The following is a 15,710-nucleotide window of genomic DNA, read 5'->3' as shown; positions in this document are numbered from 1 at the left end:
TGAAGCTGTCCCGGTGACCGCACCTGGAACCGGCCGGGCCAGGCTGCCCAAGCTGCCCCCGGCCTACCGCCCCCTGTTCGCGCACCGGCCGTTCAGACGGCTGCTGTTCGCCTTCGCCGCGTCCGACTTCGGTGACGGGATGGCCGTGGTGACCGTGCCGTGGCTCGCCGTCCTGCTGGCGCCCGACGGGAACCGCGGGCTCTACGTCGGCACCGCGGTCGCCGCCTACGCGCTGCCCGGAGCCGTCGGCGCCCTGGTGCTCGGGCGGTGGATGCGCGCCTTCCCCGCCCGGCGGCTGCTGTTCGCCGACGCCGCGCTGCGGGCGGTCATGCTCGCCTGCGTGCCCCTGGCGTGGGTGCTCGGCGTGCTCACCCCCTGGCTGTACGTGGTGCTGCTGGCCTCCTCCTCCCTGCTGCACGCCTGGGGCAGCGCGGGCAAGTACACGCTGCTCGCCGACCTCCTGGCGCCCGAACGGCGGCTCGCCGCCAACGCCCTGGTCAGCTCCAGCGCCTCGGCCGCCATGGTGTTCGGTCCCGCTTTGGCCGGTGTGCTGATCACCGTGCTGAGCCCCGCCTGGATCATCGGCATCGACGCGCTGACCTTCGCCGTCCTCGCGCTCGGCGCGGTCAGGGTCCGCCCCGACGCCGCTGCCGACGAGCGGCCGGGCGGGACGGGCCGACCGGGCAGGGCGGGCGGGGCGGACGCCGCGGGCCCGGCGGGCGGCCCCGGCGGCAAGCCCTTCGCCGTCCTCGGCCTCTTCCGGCAACGGCCCGAGCTGCTCGGCATCCTGGTCCTCACCTGGTCCTTCTTCTTCCTCTACGGCCCCGTCGAGGTGGCCCTGCCGCTGCACGTCACCGAGGACCTGCGCCAGGGCCCGCACCTCCTCGGCCTGTACTGGACGCTCTTCAGCGCCGGAGCGGTACTCGGCTCGCTCGCCGCCGGAACGCTGCGGAGACTGCCGCTGTGGCCGACGGCGCTCGGTATCGTCGCCGGCTGGGGAACCGTGCTCCTGCCGTTCGGCTTCGGGGCGCCGCCCGTCGTCACCGTCACCTGTTTCGCCCTCGGCGGCCTGATCTACGGCCCGTTCACCGCACTGTCCTTCACCCTCTTCCAGGACCGCACCCCCGCGGCGTGGCTGACCACCGTGCTCGCCGTGCGGGGCGCCGCCCTGCTGGCGTCCTCCCCGACGGGCGCCGCGCTCGGCGGTCCCCTCACCGCCGCCCTCGGACCGCGCACCGTGCTGGCAGCCTCGGGGGCGGCCACCCTCGCCCTGGTGGCCGCCGCCCTCGTGGTCCGGCCGAAGGCCCGCCACGGCGGCCGGGAACCCGGCGAGGAACCCGGCGAGGACCTCGGCGCCGCCGAGGCCGCCTGACCCGGACGCCCCGCCCCCCGGTCACGCCCCGACAGGGGCCCCCGGCGCGTCCACGGACGGGTGGACCATGTCCTCCCCGCCCCGCGGGAGCCGGCGCGCCGCGAGCCACAGGAACGCCACCGCGTACGCGGCGAGCACGGCGAGGCCGGCCCACCACGCCAGCGGGAAGTACCCCGTGGAGGGCGCGTAGTGCGCGACCACATGGCGATGCTCGACCAGCGTCTGCTGCGCGGCGAAGCCCGCGGCGGGAGTGACCCGCAGCAGCCACCGGGACACCTCGTCGGACAGCAGCGGGACGGACGCCACCAGGTACGGGACCACGACCGTCAGGACCGCGGCGCCCAGCGCGAGCCAGGTGCGCCGCAGCAGGGAGCCGAGCGCCACCGTGAACACGGCCGCAAGGGCCAGGGCCGCGGCCGTGGCGACGACGACCCGCACCTCCGTGGACGCGGACACCGCCGGGACGGCGACGCCGTTGCTCTCCATGATCGCGACGCCGAGCGGCAGGACCACGCCCACCGCGAGCAGACCGGCAACGAACGGGACGGCACCGACGACCGCCGCCCTGGCCGCCAGGACCCGGCGCACGAGCGGTGTGCCGCGGTCGCGGGAGGCGGCGAACCGCACCGCGACGACCAGCACCGGCAGCAGCCCCAGCGGCAGCCCGACGAGCGTCCGCTCCACCGGCCGGGCCCCCTCGGTGTCGCGCGGCCCGATGTCGCCGATGCCGGTCACGGTGATCCGGCCGCCCTTCTCCACCGCCCCGGACGGCAGGTGGTCCTTCTCCCAGTCGGTCCGGTTCATCTCACCGACCGCGTCCCACCGCCAGCCGCCCGCGGCGGCGCCCTCCAGGCCGACATGGTCGAAGACGCCGGACGCCTGGGTGAAACGCACCTGTTGCGTGGCGCCGCCCAGCCCGGCGGGCCGCAGCGTCAGATCGCCGGGGGAGGCCGCGAACAGACCCACCTGCACGGCGGAGGGCAGACCCGGCAGTCGTGCGGCGCCCACCCTGGTCCACCGTTCGCCGTCCGGCGACTCGAAGCCGGTGACGGTGTCGCCCGCCCGCGTCAGCCGCAGCCAGCGGGGAGAGGTGGCCGAGACGCCTCCCGCGCGGCCCGCGACGTCGTGCCGGTAACCGTGCTGCATCCGCACGCCGTGGTGGCCGGAGAGCATCAGCGCCGCGTAGGGAGAGCCCTGCCGCACGCCGTCCTTGACGATGATCCCCGCCTTCGCCCAGGGCACCAGACCCGGGACGATCCGGTCGTGGTCCGGCGGCGGATAGGTGATCGTCCCGGTCATGGAGGTCATCCGGACGGTGATGCCGCCCCGCTCGCCCAGGTCGCGGTGCAGGAAGGAGAACTGGTCGTTGACGGGGGAGCCGTCCGGCCCGGTGGGCCGCGCCGGACACGGGTCGTCGCAGGAGACGCGGCCGCCGAAGGCCGGCAACAGCCCACCCGCGACGACGACCAGGACGAAGAACGCCAGGGCCGCCCACCGTGCCGGACGCCGGAACGCGGCCCACTCCCGACGGAGACACTTCTGGTTCGCAGTCATGGACCGGTTCTACGGACGCGGCCGTAACGGGGACCGAACCGCCTTTGTCATGCTGCTGTTAGGCGCGGCGGGGCATAGTGGGGCCCGCCGGACGCGAGGGGGACGACGACATGTACCAGCGGCTTCCGGGCGCGACCGTCGGACGGCGTTTCACCGTCCTCTACACCGCCGCCATCCTCGGCTCCGGGACGGTGCTGATCGCCCTCACCAACCTCATGTCGGGCGTACGGGAGAGCACCGTCGCCACCGGACCGCCCCCGGGCCGGCTGTCCGGCCCCGCCGCCGAGCAGCTCGTGGCGGACCTGCAGGGCCGCCTGGCCGAGGTGCACGCACAGCGCGACCACCAGCTGCTGGTCGGATCGCTGGTCGCGCTGGCGGTGACGGCGGGCGTCTCGCTCCTGCTCGGCCGGATCCTCGCCGCACGGGTCCTGCGCCCGCTGCGCCTGATCACCGCCGCGACCCGGCGGATCTCCGCGGAGAACCTGCACCAGCGGCTCGCCGTGACCGGACCCGCCGACGAGGTGAAGGAGCTCGCCGACACCGTCGACGGTCTCCTGGCCCGCCTCGAGGCCTCGTTCCTCGCGCAGCGCCGCTTCACCGGCAACGCCTCGCACGAACTGCGCACCCCGCTGGCGACGATGCGCGCGTCGCTGGACGTCGCCGTCGCCAAACCGGCGCCCGCCGCGGAGACCGTCGCGCTCGCCGAGCGGGTACGGGCCGAACTGGACCGGGTCGACCACCTGCTGGACGGCCTCCTGATCCTGGCCCGGGCACAGCACGAGGCGACCGCGGCCCTCGCCGACGCGGCCCCGGTCCCGCTCGGCGAACTGGCGCGGGAGGCGGTGCGCGCACGGGCCGGCGGAATCGCCGCGAAGGAGTTGACGGTCGAGGAAGGGACACGGCCGGACGTGCGGACCAACGGCAGCGCCGCCCTGCTGGCCCGGATGGTGGAGAACCTGGTCGACAACGCGATCATCCACAACCACCGGGGCGGCCTGGTCCGGCTGAGCACCGAGGACGACGGCGCACAGGTGCGGCTGGTGGTCGTCACCGGCGGGAGGCTCTTCGACCAGGCGCGGGTGGACCGGCTGGCCCAGCCGTTCGAACGACTGGGCGCGGACCGGACGGGGCCGGCGGGGAGTTCGGGACTGGGCCTGTCGATCGTCGCCGCGATCGCGGCCGCGCACGGCGGGCGCCTCGATCTGCTGGCCCGACCGGAGGGCGGTCTGCGGGTCACGGTGGAACTGCCGGCGGCCGCGGCCGTTCCCGGGAGCGTGACCCGGTGAGGATCCTGCTGGTGGAGGACGCCGGATCGCTCGCCGAGGTCGTCGCCGAAGGGCTCCGGGACCAGGGGATGGCCGTCGACGTCGCGTACGACGGACTCACCGCCGCCGCCAAGCTCGACCTCAACACCTACGACGTGGTGCTTCTCGACCGTGACCTGCCCGGCATCCACGGCGACACGCTCTGCCGGATGATCACCGAACGGGACGACCGCGCCATGGTGCTCATGCTGACCGCCGCGGGGGAGCCCGGCGACCGGGTCAGTGGCCTGACCCTGGGCGCCGACGACTACCTCGCCAAACCCTTCCACTTTCCCGAGCTGGTCCTGCGCGTCCGGTCCCTGGCCCGCCGACGGCCGGGCGCCCGGGCCCGGGTGCTGCGCGCCGCGGGCCTCGAGCTCGACCCGGTGCGCCGGACCGTGGTGCGCGACGGACGCCCCGTGGAGCTGTCCGTGAAGGAGTTCTCCGTGCTCGAGGCGCTGCTGCACGCGCGGCCCGGCTTCCTGAGCGCCGAGGCCCTGCTGGAACGGGTCTGGGACGAGAACGCCGACCCCTTCACCAACACGGTGGCCGTCACCGTCGGCCGGCTGCGGCGCAAGCTGGGCGGCCCGCCGGTCGTCCTGACGACACCCGGGGTGGGCTACCGCGTCGCCGGGCCCGACGACGCCGGGACCCCGCAGGGCCGTCGGCGCCCGGACGTGCCGAAGGGCCCCGGGCGGGGGAGCCCGGGGCCCTTCGGCTGAGGGAGCGCGGCGGAATCAGAAACGGTCGCCCTTCGGCTTGCCGCGCTGATCGGGGGTGCCGTGCGGCGGCGGACTGAACGGCTGGGCCGAGGTCCGCGGTGACACCGGCGAGCCGCCCGGCGTGCCGCCGGCCTCCGGACGGAGCCCGGACGGATCGCCCCCGGTCGGCTCGGCGCCGTCGCGGAGCTGATCCAGCCGGGCGGAGAGCACCTGGGTGGCGGGCACCCGGTGGGCGTGCTCCTTCTCGTGGGTCAGCAGCTTCTCCACCTGGTCCGACGTCAGCGAGCGGATCCGGCTCTCCAGGGAGCCGAGCGGCAGCTGGTCGTAGTCGGACAACGGAAGGTCCTCGCGGCCGGAACGGTCCATGATCACTCACTCGCTTCCCGCGTGAAGTACGGCAGGACATCGGCCTCGCGTCAGCGGTGGCCGCCGCCCCCACTGCCGAAGCCCCCGCTGCTGCCCTCGTTCCAGCGCGGGCGCGGCGGCTCCTCCTCGGAGGGGACGGTGCCCTGCTGGTCGAGCTGGTGCGGCGTGAGCCGGTCGTGGTCCGTGCGGGGAATGTCGTCCGCGTCCCGGGTCGAACGGTCCTCCCGCACCGGACCGCCCGGCGGCATCTTGGGCTGCTCCTCCGGCGTCGGCCTGCGCGGCTCACGCTGGCGGACCCGCCAGCCGAAGACGACCGCGCCGATCAGCGCCGCGGCCACGATCGCGCCGAGGATGAACGGAGCGAGGCCGCCGATCTGTCCCTCTTCCAGAGCGAAATCCACCCATTCATAGCTCATGGTTACTATCTACCCTCAATCGGTTGATATGAACCGATACGCGGCGTGTCTGCCGCCGGTACGTCGGTCATTCGCCTTCTCGTGCGGCGCGGGTCCGCGCGTGGTTCCCCCGGCGGATCGCGTCGAGCAGCTCGGGCGGCCTCCTCGGAGGAGCGCTCCACGGTGGACGGCAGTTCCTCACGGCCGGGCAAGCGGACCACTCCTTCCCTCCGTCGGTCTCCTGGACGCCGGGTGCCCGGGGCCAGGCGTTTGACACCGCGGGCCGGGGCAACTCGGGCCACGTGACGAGCGCATCCCAGGACGAGCTGTACCGGTTCCTGGAGGACCGGTTCGCCTGCGCGCAGGCCTGCACCGAGTGTGCGAGGGCCTGCGCCCTGCGCGCGGGGTTCATGGATCCGGACGGCACCGAGGCGCAGGACCGCGCCCGGCGCAAGGGCATCATGTGCGCCGAGGTGTGCGACGCGACCTGCCGGGTGCTGTCCGAGCAGACCGGACTGGACGAGGCCGGGCTGCGGATGCAGGTGGAGTGGTGCCGCACCGTGTGCCTGGAGTGCGCCGAGGTCTTCGACGCCTGCCCCGGGGCGGAGGAGGCGGCCAAGGCCTGCCGCCTGTGCGCCGAGGCGTGCACGGAGTTCCTCGCCACGCTCGCCGCCTAGCGCGGGCCGGAGCACCTTGCCACGCTCGCCGCCTAGCGCGGGCCCGAAGTTCTCCGACAGGACCACCTCCCCAGGAGGCACACCATGGCCGACCCGAACCCGATCGCCCTGCAGAAGGCCCTCAGCGGCATGGACTACCCGACGGACAAGAAGTCCCTCGTCGACCGTGCCCGGAGCAACCACGCCGACGGCTCCCTGGTCGAGAAGCTCGAAAGCCTCCGCCAGGACAGCTTCGACGGCCCCAACGAGGTGCAGAAGGCGGTGTTCAAGGGCTGACCCACCGGACGGCGAGAGGGTCGCAGTCCTGGCCCGCGGCCCGTCGGCGTGGCCCCCGCTCACCGAGCGGCGCCGGAGCCGGCGGGTCTTTCGCGTGTCCACCGGCCTCTTGACCTGCGCCGCAGCCCGCACGCAGGATCGGCGCCATGAGCCGAACCACCGCCGGCAGCGGCAACGCCAGTACCGTCGACGCCGTCCTGCGCCGCAGCGCGCGCCGCACCCCGGACCGGACCGCGGTCGACTACGCGGACCGGTCGTGGACCTACGCCGAACTCGACGACGCGGTCTCCCGCGCGGCCGCCGTGCTGCGCTCGCACGGGCTGCGGCCCGGGGACCGCGTCGCCTCCTACGGCCACAACTCCGACGCCTACCTGATCGGTTACCTCGCCTGCGCCCGGGCCGGCCTGGTCCACGTGCCGGTCAACCAGAACCTCACCGGCGACGACCTGTCGTACCTGCTGGGCCAGTCGGGCAGCACCCTCGTCCTCGTCGACCCCGCGCTCGCCGGCCGTCTCCCGCAGGACGTTCCCGTCCTCGCGCTGCGCGACGCGGACGACTCGCTGCTCGGCCGCCTCGCCTCCACCGCCCCCTACGACGGCCCCGGACCGGACGCCGAGGACCTGGTCCAGCTCCTCTACACCTCGGGCACCACCGCACTGCCCAAGGGCGCGATGATGACCCACCGCGCGCTGGTCCACGAGTACTTGAGCGCCGTCACCGCGCTCGGCCTGAGCGCCGAGGACCGGCCCGTGCACGCGCTGCCGCTCTACCACTCGGCGCAGATGCACGTCTTCCTGCTGCCCTACCTCGCCGTGGGCGCCCGGAACACCATCCTCGACGCCCCCGACGGCGACCGCCTCTTCGACCTGATCGAAACCGGCCGCGCCGACAGCGTGTTCGCCCCGCCCACCGTGTGGATCGCCCTCGCCAACCGCCCCGACTTCGCCACCCGCGACCTCGGCGCGCTGCGCAAGGCCTTCTACGGGGCCTCCATCATGCCCGTGCCGGTCCTCGAGCGGCTGCGTGAACGCCTCCCCGGCCTCGCCTTCTTCAACTGCTTCGGGCAGAGCGAGATCGGCCCCCTCGCCATGGTGCTCGGACCCGACGAGCACGAGGGCCGGATGGACTCCTGCGGCCGCCCCGTCCTCTTCGTCGAGGCCCGCGTCGTGGACGAGAACGGCAAGGACGTCCCCGACGGCACCCCCGGCGAGGTCGTCTACCGCTCCCCGCAACTGTGCGAGGGCTACTGGGACAAGCCCGAGGAGACCCAGGAGGCCTTCCGCGACGGCTGGTTCCACTCCGGCGACCTGGCCGTGCGCGACGCGGACGGCTACCACACCATCGTCGACCGGGTGAAGGACGTGATCAACTCCGGCGGGGTGCTGGTCGCCTCCCGGCAGGTGGAGGACGCCCTCTACACGCACCCCGAGGTCGCCGAGGTGGCCGTCGTCGGCCTGCCCGACGCACGCTGGATCGAGGCCGTCACCGCCTTCGTGGTGCGCCGGGGCGAGGTCACCGAGGACGACCTCGTGGCCCATGCCAAGGAGCGGCTGGCGTCCTTCAAGGCGCCCAAGCGTGTCGTCCTCGTCGACGCACTGCCGCGCAACGCCAGCGGAAAGATCCTCAAGCGCGAACTGCGCGACCGCCACGGCGCGGCCGGCGCCTGAACCGCCGCCCCGTGCCGCGCCCGCCGCGGTACGGGGCCTGTCGGCGGCCCTGACCGGTCGGTAGGCTGACCGCCGACCCCAACGGGAGGAGCACGGACGTGGCCGACAGCACCACCCAGCAGCAGCGGCGCACCGGATGGGACAAGCCGGAGCACCTCGACCTCAGCCAGGCCGAATGGCGTTCCAGCAGCCGCGGACACGGAGACGTCCAGATCGCCTTCGTCGAGGGATTCATCGCGATGCGCAACAGCCGCCGGCCCGAGAGCCCGTCCCTGATCTTCAGCCCCGACGAGTGGGGCGTCTTCGTCTCGGACGCCCGCAAGGGCGAGTTCGACCTGACCTGAGGCCGCCCGGCAGGCCCCGATCCCGCACCGGAGGGCCGCACGAGGGTTTCCGCCGCGAATTCCGGACACTCGGCCACCGCTTCCCGCAACGGCCCCGCCCGCTGGGCGAGGCTGGGCGGGCACAGTGGAATGCCGAACTCCGGAGGTGAGGGACCACATGACCCTGCCGGTCATCGCGGCGGTCGACGGATCGGAAGACAGCCTGCGGGCCCTGGAATGGGCGGTGCTGACCGCGCTGATGCGGGGCGTGCCCCTGCGGGTGCTGCACGTGCGCCAGTACCCGGCCTGGGCGCCCCCCGAGTTCGTCGCGGTGGACACCGCCGACGACCCCGTCCTGGACCAGGTGCGCGCCCGGATCGAACAGCGCGTGGGCGGCCGGCCCGACGTCGAGTACCTGAGCCGGGTCGGCAGCCCCGGGAGCGTCCTGGCCGAGGTCAGCACCGAGGGCTCCCTGCTGGTCGTCGGCTCCCGGGGCCGCGGCGGCTTCGCCAGCCTGCTGCTCGGCTCCACCGGCATCGCCGCCGCCCGGGACGCCCACTGCCCGGTGGTGGTCGTCCCGCGGCCCGGACGCCAGGTCCCGCAGGAGCTCGCCGACGCCTCCGCCGGACCCCGGATCGTCGTCGGTCTCGGCGTCGACCACGCCGGCGACGCCGCACTGGAGTTCGCCTTCGCGGAGGCCGAGCTGCGCCGGGTGCGGGTCCAGGCCGTCGCCGTCTACCCCTGGCCCCCGCAGATGTGGGCGGTGCCCGGAGAGTTCTCGCTGCCGGTGATCGAGGAGGCGAGCGTGGCCGCCGAGACGCGGACGCTCGCCGAGGAACGGCTCGCCCCGCTCCGCGAGCGGCACCCCCGCGTCGAGGTCGACCTCGCGGTGGACGGCGGGGACGCGGCCGGCCGCCTGGTCGCCCACTCCCGGGACGCCGAGCTGGTCGTGGTCGGCCGCCACCAGAGGCGGCTGCTGGTCCCGACCCGGATGGTCGGCTCGGTCACCCAGGCGGTCCTGCTGCACGCCGCCTCACCGGTGGCCGTGGTGGTCCCGCACCCGCAGGGAGAAACCGCCCACCCCGCGGACGAGGGCACCGGCCGGGAGTGAACTCCCGCACACCGTGAAGCCCGGCGGGCCACGTACCATTGCGGCATGTCGTTCCTCCGCCGCCGCAGCGCCACGCCCGCCGGGCCCGACTTCGACGTCCTGGCCATGGACCCGGGCGACTGGCCCGGCAACCTCGGCGCCGGTCTGCTGCCCGCGCCCGACGGAAGCTGCCAGGGCGTCTTCCTCCGCTACGACCTGTTCGGCAACCGCGGACCCGCGATGATCATCGGGAACCTGCCCGAGGGCTCGCCCGCCCGTGACGTCACCGAGGACGAGGTGCCGTTCGAGGTGGCCCAGCTGCTGCTGGCCCTGGAGAACGACGAGGAGGTCACCGTCGTCGGCTCCGAGGACGTCCCGGTGCTCCAGGGCGACAACCTGCTCGTGGTCCGCCGCCTCAAGCTCTCCGAGAGCCGGATCTCCTGCGTGCAGTTCGACCGCAGTGACAACGTCCTGGTCACCATCGCCTCCTGGGACCGCCCGATCACCGAGGACCTCTACGCGCTCCTCAAGCCGCTGCCCGCCGAGCTGTTCCGCCAGGGCTGAGCGACCGGCGCGGCACGACCGGCGTACGAAGGGGCCGGACCACCGAGTGGTCCGGCCCCTTCCGCGTCCGCTCCGTGACCCGCGCGTCGCTCACGGCACGCGGATCACGGCAGACGCGTCACCGTGCGACGACGTCCACGTCGGAGGCCTTCACGAAGGCCACCCGGTGCCCCAGCTGGATCTGGTAGTAGTCGTCCTGCCCGCGCACCACGGTGCCCCGGCCGCCGTACGTCGTGTTCCAGAAGTACTCCGGGTGGAACCGGTCACCCGCCACGTACCGCTGGCCGGCCTCGAAACGGTAGGGCAGAGGGGCCAGCGCCTGCACCGGGACCCCCGCCGGGTAGGCCGACGCCTCCGGATAGGCACGCCCGTACACCGGCACCGACTCACGCCCGGCCTTCGGGGTCACCACCAGGCCCTTCGTCGGCACCGCCGTCCGCTGCTCCGCCGGGTTGCGGAACCAGGCCTTCTGCCCCAGGTACCAGATCGCCGTCCAGTCTCCGGCCCGCTCCGCCACCACGAACTGCTGACCGGTCGAGGCGCGGGCGCCCACGTCGTTCACCCCGATCGTGGTCCGTCCCTCGTTCTTCGGGTACAGGCCGATGTCCTTCACCAGCGGAGCGTCCTCGGACGGTGCCGAGTACAGCCGCACCTCGCTGGAGCCGTGCGGCGCGCAGGCCACCCCGGCGCGCTCGCAGCCGGTGTAGACCGGCTGGTTCGACGCGTAGTCCGGCCGGATGGTCACCACGTCGTCGTGCGGGTTCGCGTTCTGGTGGAAGGACGCGCCCATCAGCTGGAAGTAGTGCGCCCAGTCCCAGTACGGACCGGGGTCGGTGTGCATGCCGGGGATGTTGGCGGCGGTCACCCCGGGGATCGCGTCATGGCTCAGGATGTGCTGCCGGTCCAGGGGCACGTCGTGCTCCTTCGCCAGGTACTTCACCAGGCGGGCGGAGGAACGGTACAGCGACTCCGTGAACCAGGCGTCCGGCTGCGCCAGGAACGCCTCCTGCTCCACACCGATCGAGTGCGCGTTCACGTACCAGTTGCCCGCGTGCCAGCCGACGTCCCGGGCCTTCACGTGCTGGGCGACATGACCGTCGGAGGAACGGATCGAGTAGTGCCACGCCAGGTAGTTCGGGCGCTGGACCAGCATCAGCGTGGTGTCCCAGGTCGCCTCGGTGGAGTGGACCACGATGTAGTCGATCGACTGGTCCTCGGGACGGTTCGCCAGGTCGTGGTTGCCGTAGTTGCCCGGGTCGTCGCCGCCGAGGTGCTCGTAGGGCGCCGGGATCCACTCGCAGGCCAGCGTGGCGGGGCACTCCGTCCCGTCCTGGTCCAGCTTCCGCAGCCCCGCCCGCTCCAGCTGCGCCGGGTCCGCCACCGCCCGCGGGTCGGCCGTCAGCACGATCCGCTCTCCGGTGTCCGTCACCCGCTCCTGGCCGGCCGAGATCACCGAGAACACGTCCTGGGCGAACATCGCGGCCGTCGCGCTGTCCTGCGCGCCGGAGTACCGGGCGACCGCGGCGTACCAGTCGGCCGGATCATCGCTGAAGGGCTGCCCCAGCTCCCGCTGGGTCCGCGCGAGCAGGGCCGCGCCACCCTCCACGTTGGCCGCCGGGTCCTCGCGCAGCTCGTCGGCCGGCAGCCCGGTGAGCTCGGCGGCCGCGTCCAGGGTGCGCAGGCGCGCGGGGAGCTCCGACGCCTCGGGCGCCTCGGCGCCCGCGGCCTCCGGGACCACCAGCGGCCGTGCCTCGTCGCCGCGCGGATCCTCCGCGCCGTCGCTGTGGTGCGGCGCCTCGGCCAGGGCGCCGGACAGATCGGTGAGGTGCATCGGGCCGTAGCCGCCGGAGACGCTGGGCAGCCCGGCGTGCGCGTCCCAGCGGGACTCCAGGTAGGAGACGCCCAGCAGCACGCTCCGCGGTACCTCGTACTCGGCGGCGGCCCGGGCGAACGCGTCGCTCAGCGGCCCCTCCGCGGCCTGGGCCCCGGGTGCGGCCCCCAGCAGAGGCAGCAGCAGGGCCGCGGCGGCGACGGCTCCGGCCGTGCGCCGGCGCGACGGACGCCCGGCCTTCGGCAGGGGAGTGGGGGCGGTGGCGGATCCTCGCAAAGCGTCCTCCCGGGGACTGCTGTACGCGTACGGGGTGAGCGGGGCGGATGTGCGTCAGGGATATCGGTATCCTGCCGCCCCGTCAATGACGTGCGCATGCAACAAAGTTGTGTCGGGTGGTCCGCACCCTCCCGCGAGGGGCGCCGGAGCGACCGGAGAACGCCTCGGGGCCCGGCGAACCGGGCCCCGAGGCGTCACCGCGGCACCGACATCCGCGTCAGCGGGTGCCCACCGCCGCCCGCACCGCCCGCCGCGCCATCTGGGCGTCGTCGTGCAGCCGCCGCAGCAGCAGCCGCTGCTCCTCCCCGGTGGGGATCGCGCCCGCCGGGGCCGCCACCGGCGCGGGCGCGATGTCCTGCATCGTGCGCTGGACGGCCGTCTCGTAGGTACGGATCTCCCGGGTCAGGATCAGCATCAGGTTGACCAGGAAGGCGTCCCGGGCCGCCGGGCCCTGCTGCTGAGCCAGCTGGCTGATCTGACGTCGCAGGTCCGGCGCGTCTCCCAGCACCGTCCACAGCGTCGCCAGGTCGTAGCCCGGCAGGTACCAGCCGGCGTGCTCCCAGTCCACCAGCACCGGGCCCGTCGGCGAGACGAGGATGTTGGAGAGCAGCGCGTCACCGTGACAGAACTGCCCCATCCCCTGCCTGCCCGACGAGTGCGCGATGCCGTGCAGCAGCTTCTGCAGGTCCCCCAGGTCGCGGTCGGTGAGCAGGCCCAGCGCGTGGTACCGGTTGATCCGCGCCGCGTAGTCCAGCGGCGCGGAGAAGGTGCCCGCCGGAGGCCGCCAGGCGTTGAGCCGGCAGATCGCCCCCAGCGCCGCGCGCACGTCCGCCCGCGGAGGGGTCTCCGCCGGGTGCCGGTGCAACGCGGCGGCTCGCCCCGGCATGCGCTCGATGACCAGCGTGCAGTTGTCCGGATCCGCCGCGATCAGCCTCGGCACCCGCACGGGGGGCCGGTGCCTGACGAAGGACCGGTATGCAGCTATCTCGTGCCTGATCCGCTCGGCCCAGGCCGGCGAGTCGTCCAGTAAAACCTTGGCGACCGCGTTGGTGCGCCCTGTCGTCCCGACCAGGAGCACGGAACGCCCGGTGCGCCGCAGCACCTGGACGGGGGCGAACTCGGGGCAGATGCGGTGCACGGAGGCGACGGCGGTCCGCAGCTGCGCGCCCTGCGGACCTGACAGGTCGAGCCGTCCGCTGAGCGTCCCGCTGCCCTGGGGCGGCATCCGCCGCAGCCTGGGGCCCGAGGGCTGCACCGGGCGGGTCGGATCGAGAAAGGGGCCGGCGCCCGGGCGGGTCTGCGGCCGGAGCGGGGCGGACACGGAGGACGACACTGCGTACATGGGAGACGGTTCCCTTCGTGTGCCAAGGAGAGGTACCGCGCCATCCGCCCCGGCCCCCGGGGAGCACCCTGGGGAGAGCCCCCGTGAGGAACCGGGGCGGGATGGCGCACTTCTACTCCACCGCAACCAGGGGCATGGCTGACAACTGGCGACCCCTGGCGAACCCTGGCGAATAGTCGCTTGGCACTTTGGCCCGCGTTAATGTCAAGTCAGCCGAGAACCTGGGGGCTTGACGTGAGCGGACAACCCAACACCCGCCTGGCGGACGTGTTCGGCCTGGTCGGCTGGACCAAGGGCGAACTCGCGAGGCTGGTCAACCGGCAGGCGGCGGCCATGGGCCACCCGCAGCTGGCGACCGACACCTCCCGGGTGAGGCGCTGGATCGACATGGGGGAGATTCCCCGCGATCCGGTGCCGCGGGTGCTGGCGGCTCTGTTCACCGAGCGTCTCGGCCGTGTCGTGACCATCGAGGATCTCGGACTGGTCCGGCAAGGGCGAACGGGGAAACGGCAGCGCGGCGAGGAGAATCCCGACGGTCTGCCGTGGGCGCCCGAGCGGACGGCTGCGGTCCTCACCGAATTCACGGGAATGGACCTCATGCTCAACCGACGCGGCTTGGTGGGCGCGGGCGTCGCGCTCACCGCAGGATCGGCGCTGCACAGCGCCATGCACCAGTGGCTGAACACGGACCCGGCCCTGACGGCCGAACAACCCGGCACCGACGAACTGCTGCGGGCGGACCCGGCCGGGTTCGACCGGTACGAGGCGGCCCCGGTGGGCTCCGAGGAGGTCGAGGAGCTCGAACGCTCCGTCGAGGTCTTCCGGGCCTGGGACGCCTCGCGCGGAGGCGGCCTCCAACGCAAGGCGGTGGTCGGCCAGTTGAACGAGGTGGGCGGCATGCTCTCCTACCACCACCCCGACCACCTGCAGCGCCGGCTGTGGGGCGTCGCCGCCAACCTGGCCGTCCTGGCGGGCTGGATGTCGCACGACGTGGGCCTGGAGCCCACCGCGCAGAAGTACTTCATCATCGCGGCCCACGCCGCGCGCGAGGGCGGTGACCGGCCCCGGGCCGGCGAGGCGCTCTCCCGGGCGGCCCGTCAGATGGTCCACCTGGGCCGGCCCGACGACGCCCTGGACCTGATGAAGCTGGCCAAGTCCGGCGCGGGGGAGGAGGTCCTGCCCCGGACCAGGGCGATGCTGCACACCATCGAGGCATGGGCGCAGGCGTCCATGGGCAAGGGCCAGGCCATGCGCCGCACCCTGGGGCAAGCCGAGGACCTCTTCGTCTCCGACAAGGGTGACGTGGCTCCGCCCAGCTGGATGCAGATGTTCGACGAGGCCGACCTGCACGGCATGGAGGCGCTCGCCTACCGCACCCTCGCCGAGCACGAGCCCTCCGCGGCGGCGCTGGCCCAGAACCACGCCAAGCAGGCGCTGGACCTCAGGGCGAACGGCCGGGAGCGCTCGAAGATCTTCGACTGGCTCTCCATGGCCTCGGCCTGCTTCATCGCCGACGATCCCGAGCAGGCGGACCGGTACGCGCGGCTGGCCCTGGTGTCGATGGGGAACAACTCCTCGCACCGCACCTGGGACCGGCTCCGGCAGATGTACCGCCTGACGGGCCAGTACGCGAGCTACCCGAAGATCGAGGAGCTGCGGGAGGAGATCCAGCTCGCCCTGCCCAAGCCCAAACGGCCGGGGAGCGGCGCGGCGGTCTGAGAAGGTTCTGAGCGGGTGGGGACACCCCCCCGGTGAGAGTGGCTCTCCGCAGCGGCATGCGCCCAGGGCGCACGTCGTTCAGGGGGCGGTAGGAGCGGTGTTCGCCGGCGGTGGCGCGCGCCGAGGCCCGTCGTACGGCTGCGCTGCGGCCGTGGGCGGCGAGACTGTGCGCGGCGCCGGAACTCGTGGTGCGCCGGGCCGGGATTCGTCGTGCGCGGAGTGGGCCGTCGAC

Annotated in this window: 15 protein-coding genes; 10 read left to right on the top strand and 5 right to left on the bottom strand. The window is 73.7% G+C overall.

Translation table 11 applies throughout. From position 1 onward, the window contains the following. The first annotated feature begins 13 nt into the window (after window positions 1-13). Window positions 14-1,372, top strand: coding sequence for an MFS transporter (locus ABT026_RS19900; RefSeq protein ID WP_351115986.1), 1,359 nt, complete (start codon window positions 14-16; stop codon window positions 1,370-1,372). A gap of 21 nt (window positions 1,373-1,393) precedes the next feature. Here the strand turns inward: ABT026_RS19900 and ABT026_RS19895 are convergent, their stop codons facing one another. Continuing rightward, window positions 1,394-2,926 carry a DUF1349 domain-containing protein gene (locus tag ABT026_RS19895; protein ID WP_351115985.1) on the bottom strand — a complete coding sequence of 511 codons (1,533 nt, stop codon included), beginning with the start codon at window positions 2,924-2,926 and terminating at the stop codon, window positions 1,394-1,396. Between the two features lie 110 nt (window positions 2,927-3,036). Here ABT026_RS19895 and ABT026_RS19890 point away from each other — a divergent pair, with 110 nt between their 5' ends. Then, on the top strand, window positions 3,037-4,212 hold the full coding sequence (locus ABT026_RS19890; RefSeq protein WP_351115984.1) for a sensor histidine kinase: 1,176 nt from the start codon (window positions 3,037-3,039) through the stop codon (window positions 4,210-4,212). Continuing rightward, window positions 4,209-4,952: a response regulator transcription factor gene (locus ABT026_RS19885; protein ID WP_351115982.1), complete on the top strand. Its 744-nt coding sequence runs from the start codon at window positions 4,209-4,211 to the stop codon at window positions 4,950-4,952. The genes ABT026_RS19890 and ABT026_RS19885 overlap by 4 nt, the downstream gene beginning before the upstream one ends. Window positions 4,953-4,967: 15 nt before the next feature. On the opposite strand, the gene ABT026_RS19880 is transcribed toward ABT026_RS19885, so the two are convergent. Together ABT026_RS19880 and ABT026_RS19875 are read right to left on the bottom strand one after the other, a co-directional pair. Next, window positions 4,968-5,318: a DUF8129 domain-containing protein gene (locus ABT026_RS19880; protein ID WP_351115981.1), complete on the bottom strand. Its 351-nt coding sequence runs from the start codon at window positions 5,316-5,318 to the stop codon at window positions 4,968-4,970. 50 nt (window positions 5,319-5,368) lie between these two features. Next, entirely contained in the window at window positions 5,369-5,734 is a 366-nt protein-coding gene (locus tag ABT026_RS19875; RefSeq protein WP_351115980.1) for a DUF6479 family protein, read from the bottom strand. Between the two features lie 281 nt (window positions 5,735-6,015). Between ABT026_RS19875 and ABT026_RS19870 the strand changes: the two genes are divergently transcribed. The 6 genes from ABT026_RS19870 to ABT026_RS19845 all read left to right on the top strand — a co-directional run bounded on the left by ABT026_RS19870 (window position 6,016) and on the right by ABT026_RS19845 (window position 10,310). Continuing rightward, entirely contained in the window at window positions 6,016-6,390 is a 375-nt protein-coding gene (locus ABT026_RS19870) for a four-helix bundle copper-binding protein (RefSeq protein ID WP_108955763.1), read from the top strand. Window positions 6,391-6,474: 84 nt separating this feature from the next. Further along, window positions 6,475-6,666, top strand: coding sequence for a DUF2795 domain-containing protein (locus ABT026_RS19865; RefSeq protein WP_351115979.1), 192 nt, complete (start codon window positions 6,475-6,477; stop codon window positions 6,664-6,666). A 146-nt stretch (window positions 6,667-6,812) separates the two neighbouring features. Next, entirely contained in the window at window positions 6,813-8,333 is a 1,521-nt protein-coding gene (locus tag ABT026_RS19860; protein ID WP_351115977.1) for an acyl-CoA synthetase, read from the top strand. Between the two features lie 98 nt (window positions 8,334-8,431). Continuing rightward, window positions 8,432-8,677: a DUF397 domain-containing protein gene (locus tag ABT026_RS19855; RefSeq protein ID WP_351115976.1), complete on the top strand. Its 246-nt coding sequence runs from the start codon at window positions 8,432-8,434 to the stop codon at window positions 8,675-8,677. Window positions 8,678-8,834: 157 nt separating this feature from the next. Further along, window positions 8,835-9,767: a universal stress protein gene (locus ABT026_RS19850; RefSeq protein WP_351115975.1), complete on the top strand. Its 933-nt coding sequence runs from the start codon at window positions 8,835-8,837 to the stop codon at window positions 9,765-9,767. Between the two features lie 45 nt (window positions 9,768-9,812). Next, window positions 9,813-10,310: a hypothetical protein gene (locus ABT026_RS19845; protein WP_351115973.1), complete on the top strand. Its 498-nt coding sequence runs from the start codon at window positions 9,813-9,815 to the stop codon at window positions 10,308-10,310. A gap of 118 nt (window positions 10,311-10,428) precedes the next feature. Here the strand turns inward: ABT026_RS19845 and ABT026_RS19840 are convergent, their stop codons facing one another. Both ABT026_RS19840 and ABT026_RS19835 read right to left on the bottom strand, forming a co-directional pair. Next, the gene (locus ABT026_RS19840; RefSeq protein ID WP_351115972.1) at window positions 10,429-12,417 is read right to left on the bottom strand and encodes an N-acetylmuramoyl-L-alanine amidase; all 1,989 of its coding nucleotides are present in this window, start codon (window positions 12,415-12,417) and stop codon (window positions 10,429-10,431) included. Window positions 12,418-12,634: 217 nt separating this feature from the next. Next, window positions 12,635-13,759: an aminoglycoside phosphotransferase family protein gene (locus ABT026_RS19835; protein WP_351115970.1), complete on the bottom strand. Its 1,125-nt coding sequence runs from the start codon at window positions 13,757-13,759 to the stop codon at window positions 12,635-12,637. Window positions 13,760-13,993: 234 nt separating this feature from the next. On the opposite strand from ABT026_RS19835, the gene ABT026_RS19830 reads away from it, so the two are divergent. Beyond that, a complete protein-coding gene (locus tag ABT026_RS19830; protein ID WP_351115969.1) occupies window positions 13,994-15,478 on the top strand; it encodes a DNA-binding protein NsdB in 1,485 nt (494 codons plus the stop codon). Window positions 15,479-15,710: the final 232 nt, after the last annotated feature.

It is taken from the genome of Streptomyces sp. NPDC002734 (assembly GCF_040295685.1).
In the GTDB taxonomy this organism is placed as follows: Bacteria; Actinomycetota; Actinomycetes; order Streptomycetales; family Streptomycetaceae; genus Streptomyces.
This window is presented reverse-complemented; position numbering and strand designations above follow the sequence as displayed.